Origin of the sequence: Flavobacterium crocinum (assembly GCF_003122385.1) — a bacterium.
Lineage (GTDB): Bacteria > Bacteroidota > Bacteroidia > Flavobacteriales > Flavobacteriaceae > Flavobacterium > Flavobacterium crocinum.
The window spans coordinates 1,051,892-1,078,571 of the sequence record NZ_CP029255.1 but is presented as its reverse complement, the minus strand read 5'-3'; the positions used below and the strand labels follow the sequence as shown (position 1 = coordinate 1,078,571).

Annotated in this window: 7 protein-coding genes; all 7 read left to right on the top strand. The window is 36.4% G+C overall.

Annotation, left to right across the window (positions count from 1 at the left end):
* The first annotated feature begins 84 nt into the window (after positions 1 to 84).
* Positions 85 to 495: a hypothetical protein gene (locus tag HYN56_RS04960; RefSeq protein ID WP_109191169.1), complete on the top strand. Its 411-nt coding sequence runs from the start codon at positions 85 to 87 to the stop codon at positions 493 to 495.
* Complete coding sequence (gene sprC / locus HYN56_RS04955) at positions 492 to 1,916, top strand: gliding motility protein SprC (RefSeq protein ID WP_109191168.1); 1,425 nt, start codon at positions 492 to 494, stop codon at positions 1,914 to 1,916. The genes HYN56_RS04960 and sprC overlap by 4 nt, the downstream gene beginning before the upstream one ends.
* Before the next feature lies 1 nt (position 1,917).
* Positions 1,918 to 6,504: a PorP/SprF family type IX secretion system membrane protein gene (locus tag HYN56_RS04950; RefSeq protein WP_109191167.1), complete on the top strand. Its 4,587-nt coding sequence runs from the start codon at positions 1,918 to 1,920 to the stop codon at positions 6,502 to 6,504.
* Positions 6,505 to 6,623: 119 nt separating this feature from the next.
* Complete coding sequence (locus tag HYN56_RS04945) at positions 6,624 to 23,219, top strand: T9SS type B sorting domain-containing protein (RefSeq protein WP_167398275.1); 16,596 nt, start codon at positions 6,624 to 6,626, stop codon at positions 23,217 to 23,219.
* A gap of 43 nt (positions 23,220 to 23,262) precedes the next feature.
* The gene (locus HYN56_RS04940; protein WP_240622658.1) at positions 23,263 to 24,231 is read left to right on the top strand and encodes a PorP/SprF family type IX secretion system membrane protein; all 969 of its coding nucleotides are present in this window, start codon (positions 23,263 to 23,265) and stop codon (positions 24,229 to 24,231) included.
* A 163-nt stretch (positions 24,232 to 24,394) separates the two neighbouring features.
* Complete coding sequence (locus HYN56_RS04935; RefSeq protein WP_109191165.1) at positions 24,395 to 25,486, top strand: sensor histidine kinase; 1,092 nt, start codon at positions 24,395 to 24,397, stop codon at positions 25,484 to 25,486.
* On the top strand, positions 25,483 to 26,172 hold the full coding sequence (locus tag HYN56_RS04930) for a LytR/AlgR family response regulator transcription factor (RefSeq protein WP_109191164.1): 690 nt from the start codon (positions 25,483 to 25,485) through the stop codon (positions 26,170 to 26,172). The genes HYN56_RS04935 and HYN56_RS04930 overlap by 4 nt, the downstream gene beginning before the upstream one ends.
* Positions 26,173 to 26,680: the final 508 nt, after the last annotated feature.

Below are 26,680 nucleotides of genomic sequence, written 5' to 3'. Positions count from 1 at the left end.
TTCCACGCGTAAATTTTATTAATAAAGTCCCCAGACACAATTTATGTATCGTCTTGTACGGACCCAAATAAAGATCAAAACATAATGGTATCTACGAAAAAATATTTTTTATATATAATATTTTTGGTTTCGCCTATTTCGTTAACACTACATGCACAGAATACAGCAGGGAAACCTACAATGGCTGTTTGTTCTGATAGTTGTGCAACGTTGGCTGATATTGACCAAAATAAAACTAATAATGCTGTAGTTGAAAACAGCAGTTCAGACAATTTTAATCAGTTAATAGTAAGGATGTCCACCCCCAAGGATAGCCTTACTATTGCGGCTGAACCCAATACAGTATCAAACGATTGTAAAGAAGATTCATCTCTTACAGCAACTTCGATTCTTGCAAAAGATATCATCGAAAACTATAAATATGACTTTTCAGAAACATTCATAGATATTTTGTTTTTTGAGCGTATAGACTTAGCCAGAACACGCACTATATGATTCAAAAAATTACTTTATCTTTTTTTAAAGTTTTAATTTTATTTAGCATTCTATTTTTTGCTAGATCAAATTCTTATGCTCAAACGATAGTTCCTCAACAATTAGATGGTTTAGAGAAACTTTGTGCGGGTAACTCTTTTAATGAATTTTTTGCAACTTTTAGTTATGCCAATTTTCCTGCAGGAACTACATTTACTGTAGAACTTTTAGATGCAGCTAATAATCCAATTGCTACAACTTTATTACAGACTATAGATTTATCGGCTACGCAAAAAACTATAAAATTTGCAGTACCGGTAAATCTTGTAGGTTCTGATAATTATGGTTTAAGAATTAAAAGTTCTCAAACTTATGCAAGTACCAGATTTAGAAATTCTGCAGGAGCTACATCTTTTCCAGCTTATTTCAAAGAGTACGAAGAAACATTCTCAATAAATAATAAAGAAAACACTGCTACAATTTGTTCTGGTTCAAGTCTTACTTTATCAATAGACGGAGGAGCAACGTCTCCTTTAAACAATCCAAACCTAAAGTATATTTGGTATAAAGATAAGATCGCTATAACAGGACAAAGTGGAAAAACCTTAACAGTAAATACAGCAGGAGATTATTATGCGACAGTTGATTATGGTTCATGTACTGATCCCAATTTTAGTTCTAATCAGGTTACTGTTGGAAACTCGTCTTCAGGTAATGCAGTAACAATTAGTTCTAGCCTAGGAAATCCATTTTGTGCAAGTGGTACAGGCACAGTTTTAACGGCTACATCTGGAAACAAATATCAATGGAAAAAAGATGGCAATGTTATTAACGGAGCTACCAATAGAACCTATTCTACAAATGAGTCTGGTGTTTATTCTGTTGAAGTAGATTTTGGAGGATGTAGTGCTACTGGAAGTATTAATCTTCAAAGTAACGGTTTTGAAGCTAGTATCGATGCTCAGGATGGTTACAAGTTAAGCGAAGGAGAAACATTAAATGTGTCTGTTACTACTGATGCTCAAACTCCAACTTATGAGTGGTATTTAAATGATAATCTAATTTCTGGTGAAACGGGAAGTTCTTATTTAATTACAGTAAAAGGTAATTATAAAGTGAAAATTTCTCAAATATCAGGTTGTACTGCAAGCAGAGAATTTTCATTCCGAATAAACGGAGATTCCGGACCATCAAGTGTTATTCCGAATATTATAAAATTAAGCGGAATGAACCCCTACTGGAACATTCCTGATGAATACAAAAATGCAAGCACCCAAGTCATTATTATAAGTTCAAACGGAGATAAAGTACTCGATGTTATGAATTATCAAGGCGATTGGCCTCAAAGCAATATAGATTTTAAAAATGTAAATCCGGTTTATTACTATGTTATTAAAGGCGATGCAGGTGAGAAAAAAGGATCAATAACGGTTATAAAATAATATGAAGAAAATCCTACTATTCATCACTTTATTTTACGGTTTATCAAATGTACTCTATGCTCAGACTGCTTCTGAGGATGGAGTTGTTTCGTTTTCATTACCTATCAGAAATTCTTTAAAGTTTAACAGATATATAATTAATCCAACATTCAGTTTTGTTCGTGAATCGAATCCCTATGTAAGCTTTTATAACAAAAGACAATGGGTACAATTTGATAATGCACCACAGACTTATTTGTTCAACTATTCAGGCCGTTTTAGAGAAAATGAAGCATTTTCGGCAGGTCTTTTTCAGCAGAATTATGGATTAATGACAGTATTTGGAGCCATTGGAAACTTTGCTCACAACATTGTTTTAGAACAGGACAGTAATTTGACTTTTGGATTAAATGTTGGAGTTTATCAAAGTGGTTTAAATACAGGTAAAATCATTTCAGATGATGCTACAATCGGTCAGGGAGATTTTCCAAAAAGCACGTTGCTAACAGTAAATCCGGGAATTAATTACGGTACAGAATTTTTAGATTTCGGATTAGCAATTAACAATTTAGTGCTTTACAATTTCGGATCAGGAATGGTAAAAGATGATCCGGAAAGAGCCATCCAGTTGCATGCAATGTACACCGGATATATTGACAGTTATGGTTTTTTTGACAGAAGTAAATTCTCTGGTATTGTAAGAACAGAGATTAAAAAAGATAAAACCGTTATTTCCGGTTTAGGAATGCTGACTCTTCAACAAGGAGTGTGGGCTCAGGCAGGATATAACACACTCTATGGAGTTTCAGCAGGACTTGGAATTAATATTACTCCAAGTATTGCTATAGAATATAATTATGAAAGGGGAATGGGCAATTTCTCCAATCTGGGAGGATCACATGAGTTTGCAATTGCCTATAAATTTAAAAACAGAAGTTATTATTATGGTGATGACGATGAAGGATCGATTATTGACCCTTCTAAACCAAAACCAGTTCCGGCTAAGCCAAAATCAGAGGCAACTCAGGTTAACAGAGCTGAAATAGCTGAAAAGAACAGATTGGCTGCCGAAGCAAAAGCACAAGCAGATGCTGAAGCGAAACAAGCAAGACTTGCAGCTGCAGAAAAAGTGAAGGCAGATGCAGAGGCAAAAGCGAAAGCCAAACTAGAAGCAGATACTAAAGCAAAAGCAGATGCCGAAGCGAAAGCAAAAGCTAAACTAGAAGCAGATAATAAAGCTAAGGCCGATGCCGAAGCTATCAAAATAAAACTAGCAGCAGAGGCAAAAGCAAAGGCAGATGCCGCAGCTGCAGCGAGAGCACAAACTGCTGCAGCAAACAGAGCTGTTGCTGAAACACAAAAAACACAAGCACAGCTAGCCGCTGATAAAGCAAGAGCAGATGCAGAGCAACGTAGAATAAAACTTGCTGCTGATAATAAAGCCAGAGTAGATGCTGCGGCAGCTGCAAGAGCAAAAGCAGCTGCAAATAAATCTGAAGTGGCTGAACAGAAAACACCTGAGCAGTTAGCGGCAGATAAAGCACAGGCAGATGCAGAAGCATTAAAAATAAAATTAGCTGCTGATGCAAAAGCTAAGGCTGACGCAGAAGCTTTACAGGCAAAACTAGCGACAGCAGATAAAGCTAAAGCCGATGCAGAGGCTGCAAAAGCAAAAGCTGCAGCTGCAGCTGCAGCAACACCAACGCAGCAAAAAACGGCGGCACAGCTTGCAGTAGAAAGAGCAAGAGCAAATTCTGAAGCTGCAGCGAAGGCTAGATTAGCCGCGGCTGAAAAAGCAAAAGCCGATGCAGAAGCTGCTAGACAAGCAAGATTGGCAGCAGCAGAAAAAACTAAGGCTGATGCGGAGGAACGCAGACTAAAACTAATTGCAGATAATCAGGCAAAAGCTGATGCTGCAGAAGCAAAACGTAAAGCAGATGCAAAAGCAAAAGCAGAGGCGGCAGATATGCAATCAATTCTGGCAGCCGATGCTAAAGCAAAAGCAGATTCAGATGCATTACAAGCAAGATTAGCAGCAGAAGCTAAAGCGAAGGCAGCAGCAGAAGCTAAAACTAAATCTTCTATTGATGCTGCAAATAAAGCTAAACTGGCAGCAGACGCCAAAGCCAAAGCTGCGGAAGAAGCTGCATTAAAAGAAAAGCTGGCTGCTGAAGCAAAAGTTAAAGCTGATGAGGAAGCAAGACAGGCACTTATTGCTGCTGAAGCAAAAGCCAAATCAGATGCAGAAGCATTAAAACTGAAACAAGCAGAAGAGGCTCGACAGGCTCAATTAGCAGCTGAAGCAAAAGCTAAAGCAGATGCAGAAGCGCTTCAAGCAAAATTGGTTGCAGATGCTAAAGCAAAAGCAGATTCAGAAGCTGCAGCTAAAGCTAAATTAGAAGCAGATAATAAAGCTAAAGCAGACGCAGAAGCTGAAAAAGCGAGACTGGCAGCAGAAGCGAAAACAAAAGCAGATGCAGAAGCAGAGAAAGCCAAATTAGCAGCCGATGCCAAAGCAAAAGCAGATATGGAAGCTTTACAGGCTAAATTAATTGCTGATGCCAGAGTTAAAGCCGATGCAGAAGCAACTGCAAAAGCCAAAGCGGAAGCAGAAGCGAAAAAATTACAAGAAGCAGAAGATGCTCGTCAGGCTAAATTAGCCGCAGACGCAAAAGCGAAAGCCGATGCTGAGGCATTAAAAGCGAAACAAGCAGCAGAAGTTAAAGCCAAAGCAGACGCAGAAGCTGAAAAAACAAGATTAGCAGCCGAAGCAAAAGCAAAAGCCGACGCAGAAGCACTAAGAATAAAACAAGCAGCTGACGAAAAAGCAAGAGTAGAAGAAGATGCACGTCAGGCTAAATTAGCAGCAGATGCAAAAGCTAAGGCAGATGCAGAAGCTGAAAAAGCAAGATTAGCTGCTGAGGCCAAAGCGAAAGCAGACGCAGAAGCATTGAGGATAAAACAAGCAGCGGACGAAAAAGCAAGAGTAGAGGAAGAAGCTCGTCAGGCAAAATTAGCAGCCGATGCCAAAGCCAAAGCAGATGCGGAAGCTCTTGAAGCGAAATTAGCAGCAGATGCAAAAGCAAAGGCAGATATGGTTGCTTTACAAGCTAAATTACTAGCCGATGCAAAAGTTAAAGCTGATGCAGAAGCTACTGCAAAAGCGAAAGCAGAAGCAGAAGCGAAAAAATTACAGGAAGAGGAAGATGCACGTCAGGCTAAATTAGCAGCAGACGCAAAAGCGAAAACCGATGCAGAAGCTGAAAAAGCAAGATTAGCAGCCGAAACAAAAGCGAAAGCGGATGCAGCAGCATTACAGGCAAAACAAGCAGCTGAAGAAAAAGCAAGATTAGAAGAAGAAGCTCGTCAGGCTAAATTGGCAGCGGATGCAAAAGCCAAAGCGGATGCAGAAGCTCTAAAAGCAAAACAAGCTGCTGAAGCCAAAGCAAAATTAGATGAAGAAGCCCGTCAGGCTAAATTGGCTGCAGACGCAAAAGCTAAGGCAGATGCAGAGGCACTTCAGGCAAAATTAGCGGCAGACGCAAAAGCTAAAGCTGATATGGCTGCTTTACAAGCTAAATTACTGGCCGATGCAAAAGCGAAAGCAGATGCAGAAGCAACGGAAAAATTAAGAGCTGAAGAAGAGACAAGAAGGCTGAAAGAAGAGGAGGATCGTCAGGCGCAATTAGCAGCAGAAAAAGCGAAGGCCGATGCAGAGGCAGCAGCACTTGCAGCAAAAGCAAAAGATGATACAGGAAAAGCGATTGAAAGCTTAACGCAGTCTGTTGAAAATACTAGTAAAATTCAAAGTGATTTATTAAATCAATTCAAAGCAACAGTTGCTAATAAACAAAAAGATTTGAATGATTTAAAAGAAGAGAATGATTTAAGTGAAAGAGGAATTTACAGAGAGCCAAAACCATTCAAGAGTGTAGCAGCAGAAAACAGTCAGATTGAAGCTTTAAAACTTCAGATTGCTGATGCAAATAAGAGCATGAAGAATGAGATTGACAGATTAACGGCTCTGTATAATGACAGACTTAAAAAGTTCCCTAAAAACGATCCGTTAAACAAAGCATATCTGGATAAGATAAACGAACTGAAAGCGGCTCAATTACAAATGGAAAGAGAAGGCGCTGCTTTAATTGCCGATTTAGAGCGTATTAAAACAGAGACTGAAATTGAGCGTAAACGTAGAATTAAACGTGCGGCTTATGAAAATGATCAGGGAAGATATGCACAGGATGTTGCCGCTCTTAAACGTATTAAAGAAACAACGAAATTAAGTAATACACCATTGACAGCAAATGATTTTGATTTTGGGGAAGAGCAGTCAAACATGCAGATTATTAAGAATATTAAAAACTCTGATAACGGCTATTATTTAATTGTTGCAGTTCACAGTAGTGTAGAGAAACGAGATGAGTTCTTAACTAAAGCAGTGGCTGCGGGACGTACGGACATTAATTTCTTTTATAATGTAGCAACAAGTAAATATTATATCTATTACGAGAAGTATGATGGTTTACAAGAAGCAACAAAAGCATTAGAGGCAAAAGGAAATAAACCATACAACGGCAAAATGGCCATTGTGAAAGTGGAGAATTAATAGAGAAATAAATCTCCCTTAGAGCTAAGAGAGACTTTGAAAATAAATGTTATAAAAAACAAATTGTTTTATTCGCTAATGCCCCTTAGGGGATAAGACAGAAGTAACAAAAGATGATTATGAAAAAACCTACAACTTTAAAAACGCTGCTTTTTGTTTTAGCTTTGCTATTCAATTTTGCTTCCTATGCGCAAAATTGGGTTGCGTTCGATTCGAAGCTTAATTCAATTTCACATGAGAATTTATTCTTAAAAGCGAATAATCAGAATGAGAATCCGTTTAGTTTGAATGCTGCTAAAGAAGTATTAAAAAATGCTGCACCAGCTCCTCTTACAAATCCAGTAATTCCTTATGCTCAACTACCTTATGCAGGGCAGGTAGTGCAATGTCCCAACGATGGTAAGTTATTACCAAAACTATTTTTGTGTGGTGGAAATGATTCCAGAGCTATCAATACTGGAATAACAGATGCACAATCTATTATTTGGGAGAGATTTATATCTGGAGGGAGTTGTATTACAGTTTCGAATAGTGATTGTGCTAACGAAACGGCTTCGGCTTCATGTTGGGTAAAAGTAGGAGAAGGAAAAGACTACTTAGCAAATTCTGCAGGTCAGTTTAGAATCAGAATTGTTGATAATACAGGAACTCCGTATATATTTTATTTTAATGTATATCAAAATACTTTAATCCCTACAGCGGTTACAAAGAGCGATATTATTAGAAATAGTGCCGGAACATGTCAAATTACAGGTAACATCACTGTTGGAGGATTTGGTAGTGGATACGAATATAGTTTTACAACTACAGGATCATCAGGAACATTTCAGGATAGTAATATTTTCAATACAACAACCCCGGGTAATTACACTGCTTACATCAGAATTAAAGGTGTAGTTGGATCTTGTGAATTTAAGGTCATAAATCTTGACATCAAAAATGTTACATATGCTGTAACTACAGAAATTGTAGCGCCAAGATGTTATGATGGAAAAGGAAGTATTCGAGTAATTACAAATGATATTAAGAAAAAATATACTTATAATATTTATAAGCCTACCGGAAGTACAGATCCATTAAGCAGTTTTGGTCCTACAGAAAATGCAGAGTATACATTTACAGGTTTAGATTCTGGTACTTATAGAGTAGAAACAGTCGTTCAGGGATCAAATTGCATGATTGATAATAAGCCTTCAGTTGTTATACCCAATGCTCCAAATCAATTAACATCAACTCCAACAATTACTAAAACTTTAAATAGTTGTAGTTCAGGTGCTATTACTGTTGCGACAGGAGGAGGGACTTATCCTTTTAGATATTTGGTAAGTATTAATGATGCGCCATTTTTTCAAAACGCAAATAATGTAATTACAACAGTTGCTTCAGGCAAATATTTAATTCGTGTTGAAGATGCAAATGGCTGTTCTGTTGAAAAAGAGATTAATGTTCCTGTAGCAGATAAGCCTACTTACACCATTACTAAAACAGATGGAGATTGTGCTAATCCAAATGGAAAAATTACAATTACTGTTACAGAAACTAAAGGATACACTATTGAAACTAGATTACAGGGAGAAAACAACTATACCTCTTCGGCATATAATACAATGACGCTTACAGGTACTACGGGAAGCAGAGTTTATAGTGATGTTCCTCCTGAGAATTATATAATAAGTGTTAGATATACCAAAAACAGAACTACTTGTACAGAACCTAATTATCCTATTTCTATTGGATTAACCACTGCATTAACGGCATCTGCTGGTGTAGCAGAATTATCAGGTTGTGGGCCAGCAGGTAATGTGCAAAAGGGAAAGGTTAGGATTACAAATGCCGAAGGCGGGGTTCCTATTGTTGGACCTACAGGGCCTTACCAATACAGTTACGATGGTAAGGTAACTTGGACAACTGACAAAGAAGCCTATGTTAATCCAGGAACGCATATTTTTTATGTTAAAGATGCTAATTGCGAAATAGCTTTACCAGCAGTTACTTTACTTGAACAGCCAGCAGCTCCAACTATAAAAGTAGCAGATCCTATTTTTAATTGTGATGGTTCTGCAACAACAACAGTAACAGTTACAAATAGTGGAAGCGGTAGTCCTCAATTTACTTATGACTACTTTATAGATGGAGTTCTTAATACCAATACACCTACCAATGTTTTTAGGAATGTAACACAAGGAGACCATACTATATCTGTAAGTTATAATGTGATAAGCGTTCCTACTGAAAGTGTTTTATTGAATGAAACTTTTGGTTCTGGACCAGATGTTAGTTCGCCTGGTATTAATCCTAACTTTTGTTGGGAACGCCAAGTAGAAGCTACGAAATGTAATAACGACAAATTATTTGGTAATGGAGAATACACTGTTACAAATTTATTGAGAAATAATCCTTACTCTGGATGGTGGAGCCCTAGAGATAATACTAGTGGAGGGACCAACTCGAACGGAAGATTTTTAGCCGTTGATGCTGGTACATCTATTCCTAACAATGCCGTTTTATATAGAAAAACCATTAAAGATATTATTCCAAACGTGCCAATTAAAGTTACGTTTGTTGGTACCAATTTATTAAAAGTAGGGAATAATCAGCCAGATGCATCTCTTACAGTGGAGTTGCAAAATGCTTCTGGTGTTCCATTATCTTCGCAATCTACAGGTGGAATACCAAAAACTAATGGTTGGGTTAAATACACGAGAACAATTGATCCAGGAAATAATACTACTTTAGATTTCGTATTACGATTAGAACTTTCTCAGGTTAACGGTATTGACTTTGCTGTTGATGATTTAGTAGTTACACAAATGCCTAAAGCATGTAATACTGTTGCTAACTTTCCAATCGTGGTGGATGGAAGTAAAGCATTTTCTGCTGGTATAACAGGTTATAAAGATGTAAAATGTAGTGGCGAGCGAAATGGAGAAATTACATTATCAGCTAAAAATTTTGATCCTGTAAAAGGATTTCAATATTCTGTAGACGGTGGAAATTGGGAAACTGTAATTCCTGTTCCTGCTTCAAATATAGGAAGTAAAACTTTAACAGGCTTAGAAGGTAAAATTTACAATATAAGAATTCGCTATGATGATACGGCTGGAAGCTGTGTTTTCCCATTAGCACAAGAAATAAAAACTCCAAAAGCTCTAAAAGTGAATGCTTGGGTTGATCAAGTTGCTACATGTGATACAGGAGCAATAATTAAAGCTCAGGCAAGCGATGGAACCCCGGGTTACGAATATGAATTAAGAGAGACTGATGGTGTAACTGTTGTAAAAGCCTTTCAATCAACAGGAGAGTTTCCTGATATTAAAAAGACAGGAAACTATAAGGTAATTGCGAGAGATGCAAATTTATGTGAGACTGCAGTTATGGCATCTGTAGATGTTGTAGCTCCTACTCCGCCACAAATAGGATTTGACACTTCAAATCTATGTTTTGACACCACAGCTCAAATAATTGTAAGAGTGAATGGTGGAGTTGCTGATTATACTTATACTACACAATTTAACGGAGGTAAAGTAAGCGATGCTAGTGCAACTTTTACGGGTCCTACTTTCACCTATGCTGCAACAGAACCGGGTACTTATACCTTTGTAGTTAAAGACAGTTTTGGTTGTGAATCTAATTCTATTACTCAAGTCATAAACGAGAAACTAACAGTAGAAGTTCCCGTTACAAAAGCTTTGACGTGTGATGTAGCTCCAAATAATAGAGCAGTAATTACAGGTACTATTTCCGGAGGAAAAGGACCTTTTATGGTTGCAGTAGCTTCAGGAAATACAACTGGTACTTTGGTACAGCCTACAATTACAGGAAATACTTTTACTTATACAACAGCTGTAGCAGGAGATTATACTTTTAGAATTACAGATTCCGGAAATTGTACTGTTATTAGTAAAACAGCTACGATCGCTCCATTGAACGCTATTGTTTTAACATCTGATAATACTGCTCCTAAATGTAATACTTCTAACGACGGAACAATTCTTTTAAAAGCAAGCGGAGGTTCTGGCGGATTTAAATATAGTACAGATGGAATTACGTATAATGATCAAACATATTTTACAGGATTAAGTGCCGGAGTAAAATATACTTTTTATGTAAAAGATTCTAATAAATGTACACAGATGTTAGAAGTAACTTTGATTGCACCAGATGCAATCTTTGGTACTGCATCTATAACAACACCGTACACTTGCGATAATCCTGCAACAATTACAGTTGGAACTGTTGTTACTGGTGGTAATGGTAATTATAAATATACTTTAAATAGAAATGGTGTTGCATTAACTACTCAGGATTCTAAAGTTTTTAGTGGTATTACTGCAGCAGGAAATTATACTGTAACAATTACAGATACTAATGCATGTAGTTATACAACTACACCAGCTTTGACTATTGTAGCTTTGAATGGTCCAAAAGCAATGACAATCAATAAATCGGCACTTAAATGTCCAAGTAATAAAGTAGATTTTTCTATTACAGATGTTAAAGATGCTTCAGGAGTTACTTTAACAGGACCTTTTACATATGCAATTACAGCTCCGACAGCTGCTGCAACAAGTAATACTACAGGATCTTTCCCAGGTTTAGACCCAGGAGTTACTTATACTTTTGAAGTTAAAGATGCTAAAAATTGTTCTTTCACTAAGAATGACAGAGTTGAGCCATTACAAGATTTCACAATTTCAAGTAAAGTTGTAAGCGATGTAAACTGTTTAGGCGATTCTAAAGGAGAAGTTACTTTTACAGTTTCTGGTTTAGGTAATAATGTAAATTATACGTATCAAATTGATGGTGCATTACCAGTTCAAACAGGAATTTCACCTAATGCAGGAACTTCATTTACTATTTCTGCACCAAATTTGAATGCAGGTTTACATACCATTATAGTAACAAATGTTGATACAAATTGTTCTCAGTCTGATGATGAAACAATTTCTGCTCCAACGGCAGTATTAGCTTTAGACCCTAGTGATTTAGTACATGTGACTTGTAAAGCTAAAGGTTCGGTTACATTTAATGCGAAAGGTGGATGGGGATCTTACAGTTATTCTATTACTCCAACAGCACCAGCAGGACCGACAGTTTCACACAGTAATAAATTATTTTCTGGTTTAGATGCAGGTGATTATTCATTTGTAGTAAAAGATGCAAAAGGCTGCGAAGTAACAGGAACGTTTACAATTAATCCAGAAACAAAACCAAGCGCAAGTTTAGATCCAGATTCAAGCTTATGTGCGGGTGGTGCCGGAGCAACTTTAAAAGTAATTCCAAATACACAGGCAAACTATACTTACAGTATTAATAATGGTACTGCAAAAGCTGATGGAACTTTCACAGGATTAGTTCCAGGAAAATATATTATTAGAGTTACAGATACCTCTACAGGATGTTATACTGATTTAGATGAAGAAATTATTGCTATACCGGTTTCAGCATCAACTAAATTATTAGCTGATTTAGATTGTGATGTTGCACCAGCTTCTCCAGATGCTACAATTGAGGTAACTATTGCTAACGGATACCCTGATTTTAAATACAGACATAATACAACAGGAGCTCCATTTACAGGATTATATACTGATGTACCAGCAGGATCAAGAGTTTTTACTTTTGACACGGGTGCGGCGGGAACACATTATTTTGAGATTACAGATAAAAATAACTGTACAACAGTTGTTTCTAGAACAATTAATACAAAAGAAAATCCAACTGCTGTTACAAAACCAATAAATCCTACTTGTTATAATGGAACAAATGGTTCTATAGAGGTAACTGCAAGTTTAGGTTTGTCACCATATACCTATGAAGTTTCTACTACTTCTGGTACAACAGGATTTTCTGCTATGGCTACAAACAAACATAGTAATATAGGAGCTGGGACATATTGGTTTAGAGTTACTGATGCTAAAAAATGTACATTTGTTGTATCAGAAACATTAAATAATCCTGCAGAATTAACTGCGCACGCAGATGTTACTACACCATTAAAATGTGGTAGTGGAACTACAGTGTTAGCAGCAACAATTACAGTAGTTATTGATCTTCCTGGTACACCTTATACAGGTCCTAATAAATACAGATATAGTTATAATGGTCTAACACCAGTAATATCAAACACTTATCAAACTACAGCAACAGGTCCAGTTACTGTTGATGTTTACGATGCAAATAACTGTCCATTTAGAGTTTTAGTATCTCCAGATGTTGAGGCATTAGACCCACCAGCCAACATGGCTTTTACTCCGCCAGCAGCAATTACTTGTGCAACAGGTCAGGATAAAACAAGCCTAACAGTTTCAGTTGACAATGGTGTTGCACCATTTAGATTTGAAATAACAGATACTGATGCAACGGTGGCTGCAGCAGATCTTGTTGCTACAAATGTTTCAGCTCAAAGTCATACATTTAATAATTTACCTCCGGGATCTTATAAATTTAAAGTTACAGATAGTTACGGTTGTGCAACTTTTGGCGAGTATACAATTGATAAAGCGTTGCCTGTTTTTGTTAACGGTACTCTAGGTGCTAATGTAACTTGTAAAGGAGATGATGATGGAAGTATAGTATTTACAGTTTCTGGTGCGGCAGGAGCGTTTACTTATGTACTTAGAAATAGTGCAAATGTGGTGATTCCTAATACTCAATCATCACAGTCAGGAAACGTTATTACTTTTACAGGCCTATTGGCAAGTACTTATACCATTACAATTACAAATCCAACGACTGAGTGTACTGCAACAAAAGCGGTTGAAGTAAAAGAGCCAGCAATCCAGTTTGCATTTACTGCACCAACTATTACACCGATTACTTGTTCACCAAACAATGGTAAAGTCGTAATCAATACAGTTGGCGGATGGGGTAATAACAGATATACACTTACATTACCAGATAATACTGTAGTTGGACCACAGTCTAGTTCTACATTTAATAATTTGACTCAATCTGGAACATATGGAATTTCAGTTACAGATTTGAGTGGAGACGGCTGTACAATTTCGACAACATTTAATGTTGACGCAGCAATTCAGCCAGATGCAAGTATTGATTTAACAGCTTCTGATTTATGTTATGATGCAGTAGGGAAAGCGAAAATCGTAGTAACACCTGCTGTTGTTTCTCCGACGTATATGTACAATATTAACGATGGGCAATATCAGACAAGCGGAACTTTCGACAACTTAAATCCAGGAAGTTATGTAGTTAAAGTTAAAGACATGACTACAGGCTGTATCTTAACATTACCAGCACAAGCTATAGAAACAGAGTTAAAATTCAATGCCAAATTAGAAACTTTAGCTACTTGTAATGGTCAGGATATTGAAATTAAAGGGACTGTTTCGGGAGGAAAAACACCGTATACTTATACTGTTACTATAAATGGTACACCTGATCCTACAGTTAGACCAGTTATAGGTACAACATTTACATATACTGATCCTACTGCAACTACTGCAAGTGGAGATACAACTTATTTGTTCACTTTAAGGGATGCTTCTACAACTAATTGTAGTCTTACTTCAACAGTAGTTGTTGCACCAAAAACAAATCCGGAATTTGCTCTCACTCCAAATTCAACTATTTTGTGTAATGGAGATGCTACGGGTTCTATCACTGTAACAATTGATCAGACAAAAGGAGCGAGTCCTTATACAATAAATGTAACTAAAGATAATTCTGCTTTAGTTCCTGCTACACCAGACGTAAACTATGGTATTCAGACAACAGGTCTTCCTGCAGGAGATTATATTGTTAGAGTTACTGATGCTAAAGGTTGTTATAAAGATGAAACAACTAGTATTATAGATGCTCCAAAAATTGATTTTGCTTTAGTTGATGTTCAAATTAAATGTGTTGGAGGTACTACAGGTACAACTTTTGGTTCTATCTCAGTAATAGGTCTGACAGGTGGAACTACCAATCCAGCTCCTGCTGCATCGGGTTATACTTATACTTTAACAAGTAACACCAGCGCAACTCAGGTTTATCATCCTACAGGAAATGAAGACCATACGTTTAATATCTTAAATTTTGGAATTTATGAATTAACAGTATCTGATATAAACGGATGTTCACTTACTAAAAAAATCAATATGGCATCACCGCCAGAAGATTTGAAAATTGAGGTTACTCCTGGACCAGCGTCTTGTACAACTGCTAGTTTAGTAGTTACAGCAACGCCAACAATTCCTGGAGGACCATATTATTTTGCTAAATATCCTTTAGATCCAACAGATCCAACAAAATTTGATTATGCAACTTATGCTGCTTTTTACCAGAGTGCAGATGCTTTGTCACCTCCTGCACTACCGGGAGATCCGCTATTATTACAGTCTACATTTAATAATCTTAATCCGGGAGTAGTATATTCTTTTGTTGTTTATGATGATACAACAAAATGTTATTATTTCAAACAGGCAGATGGACCAACGAAATCTGCATCTACATTAACAAGTGTTGTTACTGCTGCAAATGTAACTTGTACTGGAGCTGACAATGGAACGGTTTCATTTACAATTGCAAATCCGCAACCAACTACAACACGAGTTAAATATGAAATTTACAATTCACAAACGAATATCATTGTTACACCTGCAGTAGGCGGAACAGTTACCTTACCAACTATGACTGTAAATAATGTAGGACCTCTTAAACCAGGTACTTACTATATCTTATTTACTGAAGAGGACAATTTAGGAAATACAGTTTGTATGAATTCTTCTGATACGTTTACAATAACACAGTCAGTTGTACCATTGTCATTAAGCGCTACTGCGAAAAATGATAATTGTGGTTCTGCAAAAGGTGTTATTGAAGCTTTTGGAAAAGGTGGAACTGTTAGAGCTGCAGATGTTGCAAACGGTATCACAGCACATCCTTATTTATATCAGGTTTTCCCTGATACAGGGGCTGCTGGTGTAATTGATAATGTGGATCCAGTTCCTACAGATGCAGCTTTTAGTGCAACATTTAGTTTAACAGCACATACATCTAATACTTTCAATAGAGATAACGGTCGTTATATCGTTTACGTTAAAGATGCGAACGGATGTATTGCTACAGCTTTTATTGAAGTAGAATTAGATCCATCGCCGGTTATTACTGCGGTGACAAATGATATCTGTGCTACAGAAGGTTCTTTTGTAATCGATGTTAATTTGACAACGACAGGTATGGGGCAACATTATTATATTTTAGATGGTGCAGCTCCTGTTCCTATGCCTTCTGCATCATTCTCTATTCCAAATCTTTCTTCTGGACCTCATAGTGTAGAAGTAAAAGATGTTAACGGATGTGGTAATAAGGTAGATTTAGATCTAATTTCTACACCACTTGAGCTTGAAGCAAGTTTTACAACATTGCCAATTTGTGAAGAGACCAATGGTGTAATTACTGCGGAAGTCAAAGGAGGATTCGTGCCGAATAACTTCGAGTATACATTAATAAAAACTTCATTGCCAGCAATTGCAAATGTGGTACAGTTTAGTCCGACATTTAATGGTATAGGAGCTGGAGATTATACAGTTACAGTTAGAGATGTTAATACATCTTGTACGAGAACGGTAGACGTGAAATTAATTCTTCCAACACCAATCAATTTTGTATTGACAGATATTGTTACTACTCCTGTAGATTGTACTGCTGGTCAAGTAGGAGCAACAGACAATGGAACATTGACTGTTAATTTAAATCCAGCAAATGATAATCCAGATTATACTTATGAATTAACACCTGTTTCACCAACGGGACCTGTTAAAACACAACTTAATAATAATGTATTCACAGGATTAAGTGCGGGAGATTATACGATTAAAGTAATTTCTGGCAGAGGTTGTGAATTGCAATTACCGGCAAATGTACCAGCTCCGGCAGCTGTAGTGGCTACTGCAGACGCAACGCCATTTAGCTGTACGGTAGATCCTGCAACTACAACGGTAGTTGTAACAGGTACAGGTGGTTCAGGAACTTATACTTTTAGTCAAAACGGTACAGATTATTTTACAAGTAATAGTAGTCCGGCAGACAATAAGTATACATTTGAAATTTCCGATAATCTTGGAGTTCAAAATCCAACATATTGGGTTAAAGATGCTAACGGTTGTGTAGAAAGTACTACATTGACTACTCCTTTAGAACCGCTTCCAAAGTTAATCTCAGCAACAGCAACGAGATCAACAGCAGCAGATTCGCAAATTGACTGTCAAAACGGAAGAGAAGTTATTGAAATAACAGTTGTAGGCGGATCTACAACTCCAATTGATTTGAAATATGAAGTTTCGATCGATGGTGATCCATATATAGTTCTTGCAGCATCAAGTGTTTCACAAACATTTCCTTACGATGCAACTTCAATTGGAAGCAAATATCAGTTTAGAATAACTGATAACGCAACGCATTGTGAAATTTTGAGTAATATTTATGAAGTTCCAGTATTTAATACTGTAGAGGTTAGAGCAACTACTGTAGCTGATGTAACTTGTAAATCTGCAACGAATGGAAGTATTGAAATTTTCGTTTCAGGTTACACAGGGCCATATACGTATGCATTGTACGATGGTGCTACACCGGTGGTGGGAATAGGCGCATCTGGATCTCATGATACTACTACTTCTAATCCATTTACAATACCGTTCGGATTAGGAGAAGGATCAAATTATACTGTAAGAATAGTAGAATCAGCTTATCCAAGATGTCCTGCAACTTCAACAGTTGCAGTTATTAATGAGCCAGTTGTGGCATTCACTTTAGATCCTTTAGATGTTACACCATTAGGATGTACAACTGACGGCGCTGTTAAAGTTACTGCTCAAGGAGGATGGGGTAATAATAAATTTACGCTTACACCTCCATCAGGTCCAGCAATCACAAATACAGATGGTATTTTTGGAGGCTTAAGACTTGACGGACTTTATGGAGTATCTGTACAAGATGCTAATGGTTGTACTGTTACGGATTCATTTACTTTGGTAATTCCAACTCCTCCAACAGCTATTATTGCTACAACATCTGATTATTGTTATGATAATACAGATTTAGCCACTTTGGTTGTTACGGCTTCAGGTGGTGCAGGAGGATACATGTATAGTATCGATAATAAACAATCTTGGACAATAGATAATACATTCAAGGACTTAACTCCAGGAATTTATGAAATTTTTGTAAAAGATGCTTTTGGTTGTGAAGTTGCAGTTTCAAATAACGAAATTAAACCACAGCTATTTGCTTCGGCAACAAACGAAAAAGATATTTTCTGTACAGGTATTGTAGACGGAACGATCAAAATTACTGCAGTAGGAGGATACGGTTCTTATTCTTATACTGTTAATAAGGATAATACTGGAGCGTCGCTTCCTATAGCATTCCCTGTAGGATCAGATACTGCTGAATATACTGTAACTGGTAATGGAACTTACGAGTTTGTAGTTTATGATGCTAGAAATTGTAATTACACGATTACAGAAAAAATTGTTATGCTGCCTCCAACGCCAGTAGATTTATTACAATCTGATATAGCGATTACGCCAGTAGATTGTAATACGCCACAGGGCACAAATAACAACGGAACTATTACTGTTAATTTAAGAGCAGTTAATGATAATCCTGAATATACGTATACGCTTACACCGACGTCACCAGCAGGCGCGCCAATAGTTCAGAAAAATAATAATCTGTTTACTGGTTTAACTCCTGGAGATTATAACGTAAGTGTACAATCAGCGAGAGAATGTGAAGCTAATGTAGATGTAACTATAGCAACTCCTGTTCTTGTAACAGCGTCGGCTACTGTAACACCATTTAGCTGTGCTGTTGATCCAACTAAAACAACTGCGGTTGTTACAGGTGGCGGTGGTACAGGTACATATACTTTCAGTATCGATGGTACGAATTATTTCGAAAGTAACAGCACACCAGCAGACAATAGATACTCATTTGAATTATCTGACACTGGATTTACTCAAAATCCAACATTCTATGTAAAAGATTCAAATGGCTGTATTCAATCAACACAATTGCCAGCTGTTTTAGATCCGTTGCCTAAATTTATTTCTGCAATTGGTACTTTTGGAGATCCGATTGATTGTATTAACAGAGCACAAGAAATAAATGTACAAATCACTGGAGGAAGCAATACGCCAAACGCATTTACATATAATGTATATGAAAACGGTGTATTAATCCCAGGACCTGCTACAACAGTTACAGGAAATACGTTTACTTATAATGATGCAACAGCAGGAAGCAGTTATCAGTTTGAAGTGATAGACAACAATACAGGATGTCGTATCAAATCTCCTGAATATGAAATTCCTGTTTACGAAATTGCTTCTGTGAATGCTATTGCTTCTGCTCACGTAGATTGTAATGGTAATAATAGTGGGGCCATTGAAATTAATATTGTAGATTATAGCGGACCTTATACTTATCAAGTATTCAATGGTACAAACCCAGTGGCAGTAACTTCTGGTCCAGGAGATACAGCAACGGCAAATCCATTTGTAATTCCTTTCGGATTCACTGCTGGTACACAATATAGAGTAGTGGTAACAGAAGGTGCTTACCCAAGTTGTACAATAACTTCTACTGATGTAGAAATTAAAGAACCAGCAGCGCTAAGCTTAATAAATTTTGTTCCAGATGTTAAAAATCAATATTGTGATAAACCGTTTGCAGTAATTACCATAGATCCAACTACAATTGTAGGAGGTGTAAAAGAGTATTCTTATGCAGTGGTACCAACAACAACTCCACCAACAGTTCCGGCTTCGGGAGATTATAAAACATTTACAAGAATAGAAATTGCTACAGCTAAAATTGCTCCGGCATATGATTCTTACGATGTTTATGTTAGAGATGCCAACGGATGTTACGACTTTAAAACGGTTAACATCGCACAAGATCCAATGCCAGCTATAACTGCTGTAGTGCCAACTCATTGTGCTACTACAACAGGTTATACTATTACGGTAACAGCTACAGGATTTACATCAGATTTAGAATACAGTCTAGACAAAAATACTTGGCAATTAAACAACAATGTATTGGAAGTAACTACACCTGGAGATTATACAGTATATGTTAGAGATGCTAACTTATGTATAGTTGATGCTCCGGTAACGATATTACAGCCTTTACGTTCTGGTTATCAAATAACTAATTCTCCAATCTGTAATGGAAATGAAGGTGAAGTAACATTATTGCCTTCAGGAGGTTCTGGAACAGCGAACTATGAGTTTAGCCAAGATGGTATTATGTTTGGTTCTTCTCCTGTATTTAGTAATTTGACTCCTGGTAATTACCAATTTACAGTTAGAGATAATGTAACAACTTGTACGGTATTAGTAGATGCTGTAATTCCAGTACCAAATACTGCTATCGAATTTACTTTAGTTCCAAGTCCAGTAATTTGTAATGGAGGAAGTACAGGATCGATTACGGTTAAAATGGATCCTACAACAGGAACTGTAAATAATAATCCAGTATATACATATGCTATTAATCCAGCTCCAATCGGAATGACATTGGTAGGTAATGTATTTACAAACCTTCCAGCAGGTACGTACAGAGTTACTGTAACTTCTGGAAAAGGATGTCCTGTTTTTAAAGATATTGATGTTAGTGAACCATTACCAATTGTGATTCCAGCTCCAGTAGTGGCAGATTACAGATGTACAACTGGTAACAAAGAGAATAATGCTACGATTACAATACCATTACCATCGGGAGGTTCTAATACGTATACAGTATATGAATTCTTTAGAGATGGAAACCCAGTGGCGGTTCAAAGAGGAGATAATCCTGTTTATATTGAATCAGATCTATTAGGAGGAAATTATGTAATTAATGTATATGATGATAAAGGATGTTTGGGTACAGCCACAGCTACAATACAACCATTTGTCGGAATTGAGTTTGCTACTCCAGCTGCAATTACAGTGACAACAGCAATTACTTGTAATAATGACGAAAGTATTCAAGTAAATGCAATTACTGTAGGAACTGCTACACCAATGCCAGTTTTAAGTTACAATGTAAAAGGAATTTCAGTTGGAAGTACTTACGATCAAACAAATAATGATGGCGCTTTCACAGGATTGACAATTGGAAACTATTTAGTTACAGTAACTAATCCTATTACAGGATGTTTTATTACAAATATTCATTATGTAAATAATCCAAATACATTTGAACTGGAGAGAATTACTAAAAATGTTGTTTGTTTTGGAAGTGCAACAGGAAGTGTTGATTTAACTATTGTTGACAACCAAACAGACCCAAGTGATGATGCAGGAGCTTTTGATTATGTTATTACGGGTCCTGTTAACCTTAGCGGAACAACATCAGGAGCAACAATAAATATTCCGAACTTACCAGCTGGTAATTATACTGTAACAGCAAAATTAGTTGGTCCGCCAAGCTGTGAGATTGAAAGATCATTTATAATCGAACAGCCTGATGCAGCCTTAACAATATCAGAAAGCCATACTCCAATCACTTGTGATCCGGGTAATGATGGTACTATCACGGTAAGCGCTGAAGGTGGATGGCTAGGTGGAGACTACCTTTATGAATTGGTTGGTCCAGTAAGTGTAGGATATTCTACTCAGTCTTATTTTGAGAATTTGACAGCAGGAGTTTATACCGTAAACGTTAAAGACGTTAATGGATGTATTGATACAGCAACAGTAACATTAAAAAATCCAGATCCAATTTTAGTTACAGCAAATGCAACTGTAAATACTTTATTGTGTAATGGAGATACAAGTGGTGAAATTACTGTTGATCTTCCAACTGGAGGTCAGGAAATGAACTATTCATATATCTTGAATTATCTTTCTACTGATCCTGTAATGTCAAGTGAATCGCAAACTAGCCCAGTTTTCTCAGGTTTAAGTGCAGGAAGATATAGTGTAACAGTGGTTGACGGAATTAACTGTGTTTCAGCACCAAGTGCTGAGATAGTGATTAACGAGCCGTCAAAAGTTGAGCCGTCATTAACACTTGCTACAGGAATTACTTGTAAAACTGATGCGACATTAACTTTAAGTGCAATTGGTGGTTCTGGTCCTTATGAGTATAGTACTGATAAGACATTTACAACTATTGCTGGTTCATTTGGATCATCTACGACTTTTTCAGTAGGTATAGGAGATCACCAGTATTATGTAAGAGATTCTAATGGATGTATTGGAGTTATTTCTAACAATGTTACTATAAACCCATTAGCACCGTTAGATTTAGAGATAGATTTAATGAACGCTGAGGTTTATTGTAAAGGAAGTGCTACTGCAGTTATTGATGCTGTAGGTGTAGGTGGATTAGGAAATTATTCTTATACTTTATTTAATGATTCTGGTGTGGTTGTAAGAGGTCCTCAACCAGAGGGTTATTTCGACTTACTTCCTAAAGGAGTGTATGTTGTACGAGTTGATAGTGGAGATTGTCAATACGATTCTGGTCCAATAACTATTAAAGAACCAGATGCAGAGTTGCTTGCAACTCCATCAGTTACAAATGCAACTTGTTTTGGAGCTAATGATGGTAAAATTGTTATTGCTGCAACTGGTGGTACAGGTGTTATTAAATATGCAATTTCTCCAAACTTAGGACAATTCGATGATAAGTTTATTTTTGATCGATTAGCTCCGGGGACTTATACAATAATAGTTCAGGATGAAAACTCATGTTTCGTAATTATTGAACGGGAAATCACAGAGCCAAATCCTTTAGAAGGTAAAGTGGTTGGTCCTATTATACAAGAAATTTGTGATGGTGACAGAGATGGTGCATTTAGTATAGAGGTTTCTGGTGGTACATTGCCATACAGTATTAGTCTTGATAATGAAAATGGTACTTATGTTCCATTGAATAATGGTACAAGACATGACTTTAGTAACCTTAAAGGAGGTTTACACAATGTTTACATTAAAGATGCTAGTTGTACAACTATGGTTGAAGTTAATATGGACAATGCTGTAGTTCTTAACCCAACTGTTGAGGTAACATACGATTGTGTTAACAATGCACAAGCAAATATGATAATAGTTACTGTTGATCCATCTAATAGTCCTACAGATGTAGATTACTCATTAGACAACAATGGTACTTATCAGCCAAGTAACATCTTCACAAATGTTCCTGCTGGTGATCACTTCATCGTTGCAAGACACACTAACGGATGTGAAGTGCCAACTGCAGTTTTCCCTGTAAATGCAATTGCTGAACTAAGTTTAATTGATACAACAAAACAAAGCAATGAAATCAATACGATATCAGTAAAAGCTTCCGGAGGTGTTGCGCCATACGAATACAGTTTCAACGGAGAGCCATTCTCTTCATCAAATACTTATAGAATCTACAGAACAGATGTTTATAAAGTGATTGTAAGAGACAAAAATGGTTGTGAAGCAACAATTGATGTTCCTGGTACATTCTACGACTTCTGTCTGCCGAACTACTTTACACCAAACGGTTCAGGTGCTAATACTACTATTGGTCCAGGTTGTGGTGCATTAGCTTACAAAGATCTGACGTTCGATGTTTATGACAGATACGGTCGAGTAGTCGGTAAATATAAAGTTGGAGGAAAATGGGACGGTAGATACAACGGAAATGAATTACCAACAGGAGATTACTGGTATGTTCTTAAACTGAATGATCCAAAAGATAATAGAGAGTTTGTTGGACATTTCACATTATACAGATAACAAAATTATAGCCCCAATGATGTTATCTAAAAAAATTATTACAATGAAAAAGTTTATTTTATCCTTAGTACTCATGGCTGTAACAACAAGTTACAGCCAAGAGTTAAACCTACCGGTGTTTACACAGTATTTAGCTGATAACCCTTTTATTCTTTCACCTGCTTATGCCGGTATTGGAGATAACCTCCGTATCAGGGCCAATGGTTTAACACAGTGGGTCGGAATTAAAGATGCACCGGATAACCAATCATTGTATGCAGATTTTCGTGTTCTGGATCGTTCGGGAGTTGGTATATCGTTGTATAACGATAGTAACGGTAATACAAAACAAACCGGAGCCAAAGTTTCGTTTGCACACCACCTTATCTTAGATTATTATTCTGAAAAATATCTATCATTTGGTATCTCGTATAATATAAATACCTTCCGTTTAGAAACAGGGAATTTTGAAGGAGTCGGAGGTGGTCTTGATCCTTCTGTAACAGATAATCGTCAAACTTCAAATAATAACTTTGACCTTAGTGCTTTATACCGTCATAAAGGATTTTATTTAAGCTTTAATGCCAATAACGTTTTAAAGAAAAACCTAACTAAGGATAGAACCAACGAACCGGATTTGCTTTCCAATTTCCAGGTATATTCAGGGTTTACATTTAGAGATGGCGAAAACAGACGTATCGAATATGAACCATCGGTTTTCTTGCAGTATTTTGCAAGTGACCAGCGTTCTACTACCGATTTTAACTTCAAATACAGACGTTACAATCGTTACGAAGATTACTATTGGATTGGCGTTTCGTATCGTTTCTTAAATGACCAGTTCCCAAAACCATTAGCAATGGGACCAATGGCCGGTTTTATGAAATCTAAGTTCTATTTTGCTTATTCTTACCAGTTAATGTTTAACGGTCTTGGAAGTTACAATTCAGGAACACATTCGATAACAATCGGATTTGATTTCTTACAATCGATCAGTAACTGTCCTTGTACGCAGAGTCCTGTTCACGAATAATCGCCAAATAACGATTATAATATAGGCCCGAAAAAGGCTGACATTTTAAAAGCGAGTCGCAACATTAGGTGTTTTTACCGCAATAATTTGAAATAAATCTGCAATAACATTAAATTTGAGTTTTATCATTTTTGTTTAAAAACGGTATAATCAGATTTGAATTATGAAAGCAAAATTTTCATTTTATGCGAAACACATAGTATTGTGCCTCGCTTTTTTATTTTTGCCGTATGCATTTACGTCTACAAATACCGTTTTTTCTTTGCCAAATCTGTACAGTAATGCGCATGACAGAATTTATCTTTTTATCTACTTTGGGTTACTCTGTTTCTTCTATTTCAATTATTATTATTTAATTCCGAAACTATATTTCTCAGACAAAAAACTTTTATACTATTTAATTATAATTGTTTTTCTATTATTCTTTCTTTGGATTTCCACCGTTTTGGATCATCCAAGCCGAAACTTTTTAGATTTTGAATACCATTCCGGAAAATTTCCCGGTCACCCCAAACCATTTGATGCAAGATTTCCTCCGCCTCCGCACGGAAGTCATCCCATGTCTTTTGAATTCAATGGTGGTCCGCCAACACAATATGGTCATACCTCTTTGGTTTATTTAATTGGTGTAGTGACCAGTTTGCTTTTTGCCATTTCGGGTAGATTGCAAAGTGTTGAAAAAGAAAAAGTAAAATCAGAAATAGCCTTTTTAAAAGCACAAATCAATCCGCATTTTCTGTTTAATACTCTGAACAGTATTTATGCGCTTGCTTTAAAAAAAGACGACAAAACTCCGGATGCAGTAGTTCAGCTTTCTGAGTTGATGCGTTACATTATGGTCAATTCAAATGATGAGGTTATCGATCTGACTAAAGAAATCAATTATATAAGCAACTTTATTTCGCTTCAAAAAACACGTTTAGGAAACACCGTAAATATCAATTATTCAGTAATTGGAAGTACGCATGGAAAAGTCATAACACCGCTTATTTTAATTTCTTTTATAGAAAATGCCTTCAAGTATGGTGTAAATCCGGATCAGACTTCCGAAATTTATATTAAAATTGATATTGAAGAAGAAATACTAACTTTATATGTTTCCAATAAAAAGACCTTTTCGGTTCAGTCCGAGTCCGGAATTGGACTTCAGAATACGATTGACAGATTAAAGTTGGTATATCCTAACAAACATGCTTTAATGATAGAAGATTCGGCAGAAAAGTATGTGGTAAATTTGAGCGTTAAAATACGATGATAAAAGCAATAGCATTAGATGATGAGCCATTAGCATTAGAAATTCTTCAAAGTTTATGTGATACTATTGAATACATAGATTTGGAACGAACTTTTACAAAATCGGATGAAGCATTTAAATACTTAAAAAAGTATCCAGTCGATTTGCTGTTTCTTGACATCAATATGCCGTCGATTTCCGGATTGGATTTCTACAAAAAACTCCCACACAAAACAATGGTTATTTTCACAACAGCTTATTCTGAATTTGCTGTTGAAGGTTTTACACTCAGTGCAACCGACTATTTATTGAAACCAATTTCGCTTTCCAGATTTCAGCAGGCCACTGAAAAAGCCTATTCGCAATGGAAATTGCAAAACCAAAATATCGAACAACAATATCTTTTCATCCGTGCCGATTACAGCCTTATTAAAATCCTATTTTCAGATATCTTGTATATTGAAGGTCTGGATGATTATTTAAAGATTCATATCAAAGATCAAAAAACAGTTGTCGCACGTATGACCTTAAAAGCCATAATTCAGAAATTACCTGAAACAGAATTTGTACGTGTACATCGTTCGTTTATAGTTCCCATTTCCAAGGTTTCTAAAATCAGAAACAAAATTATATACATTGATCAGACCGAAATTCCAATCAGTGTGAGTTACGAAGAAGCATTTTTTGCACTTTTCGAAGGAAAGTGATATAATACCGATTGTATATTCAATCATGCGGTCCATTATTAGACAATCTTTTTTGTTTTGATCTCTATTTATTTTACTAAGCTTGAAAGGAGCAAAGTATTTATAGAAATTTAATTACGTTAATACAAAAGAGCTCCAACGGAGCAAAATCTACAGCCATTGTAAATAAAGATGCCGCTCCGCTGGAGCTTTATTGTCGATGATTATCCGATTTCTATAAATATTGAGCTTCTCCGAAGCTCTTTTTTTTTGTTTCCTAAAATTTTCCTTTTACGAGATGGGGGATTTTAAATAACCATTGTATAAATATTCATCTCTTCAAAACTTTACCAAAGCTTTAAAAATGACTGAAGAGTTACCCAATATTAATAGTCAGAATTTCCAGTTCGAGCAATTGGGATTTTAAGTAATGTTGAGCAAATTTTGCTATAAATATTTCGTCTCTTCAAAACTTTTGCAAGAGATCTAAAATGGCTTCGGAGAAGCCCAATATTTATAGCATAATTTA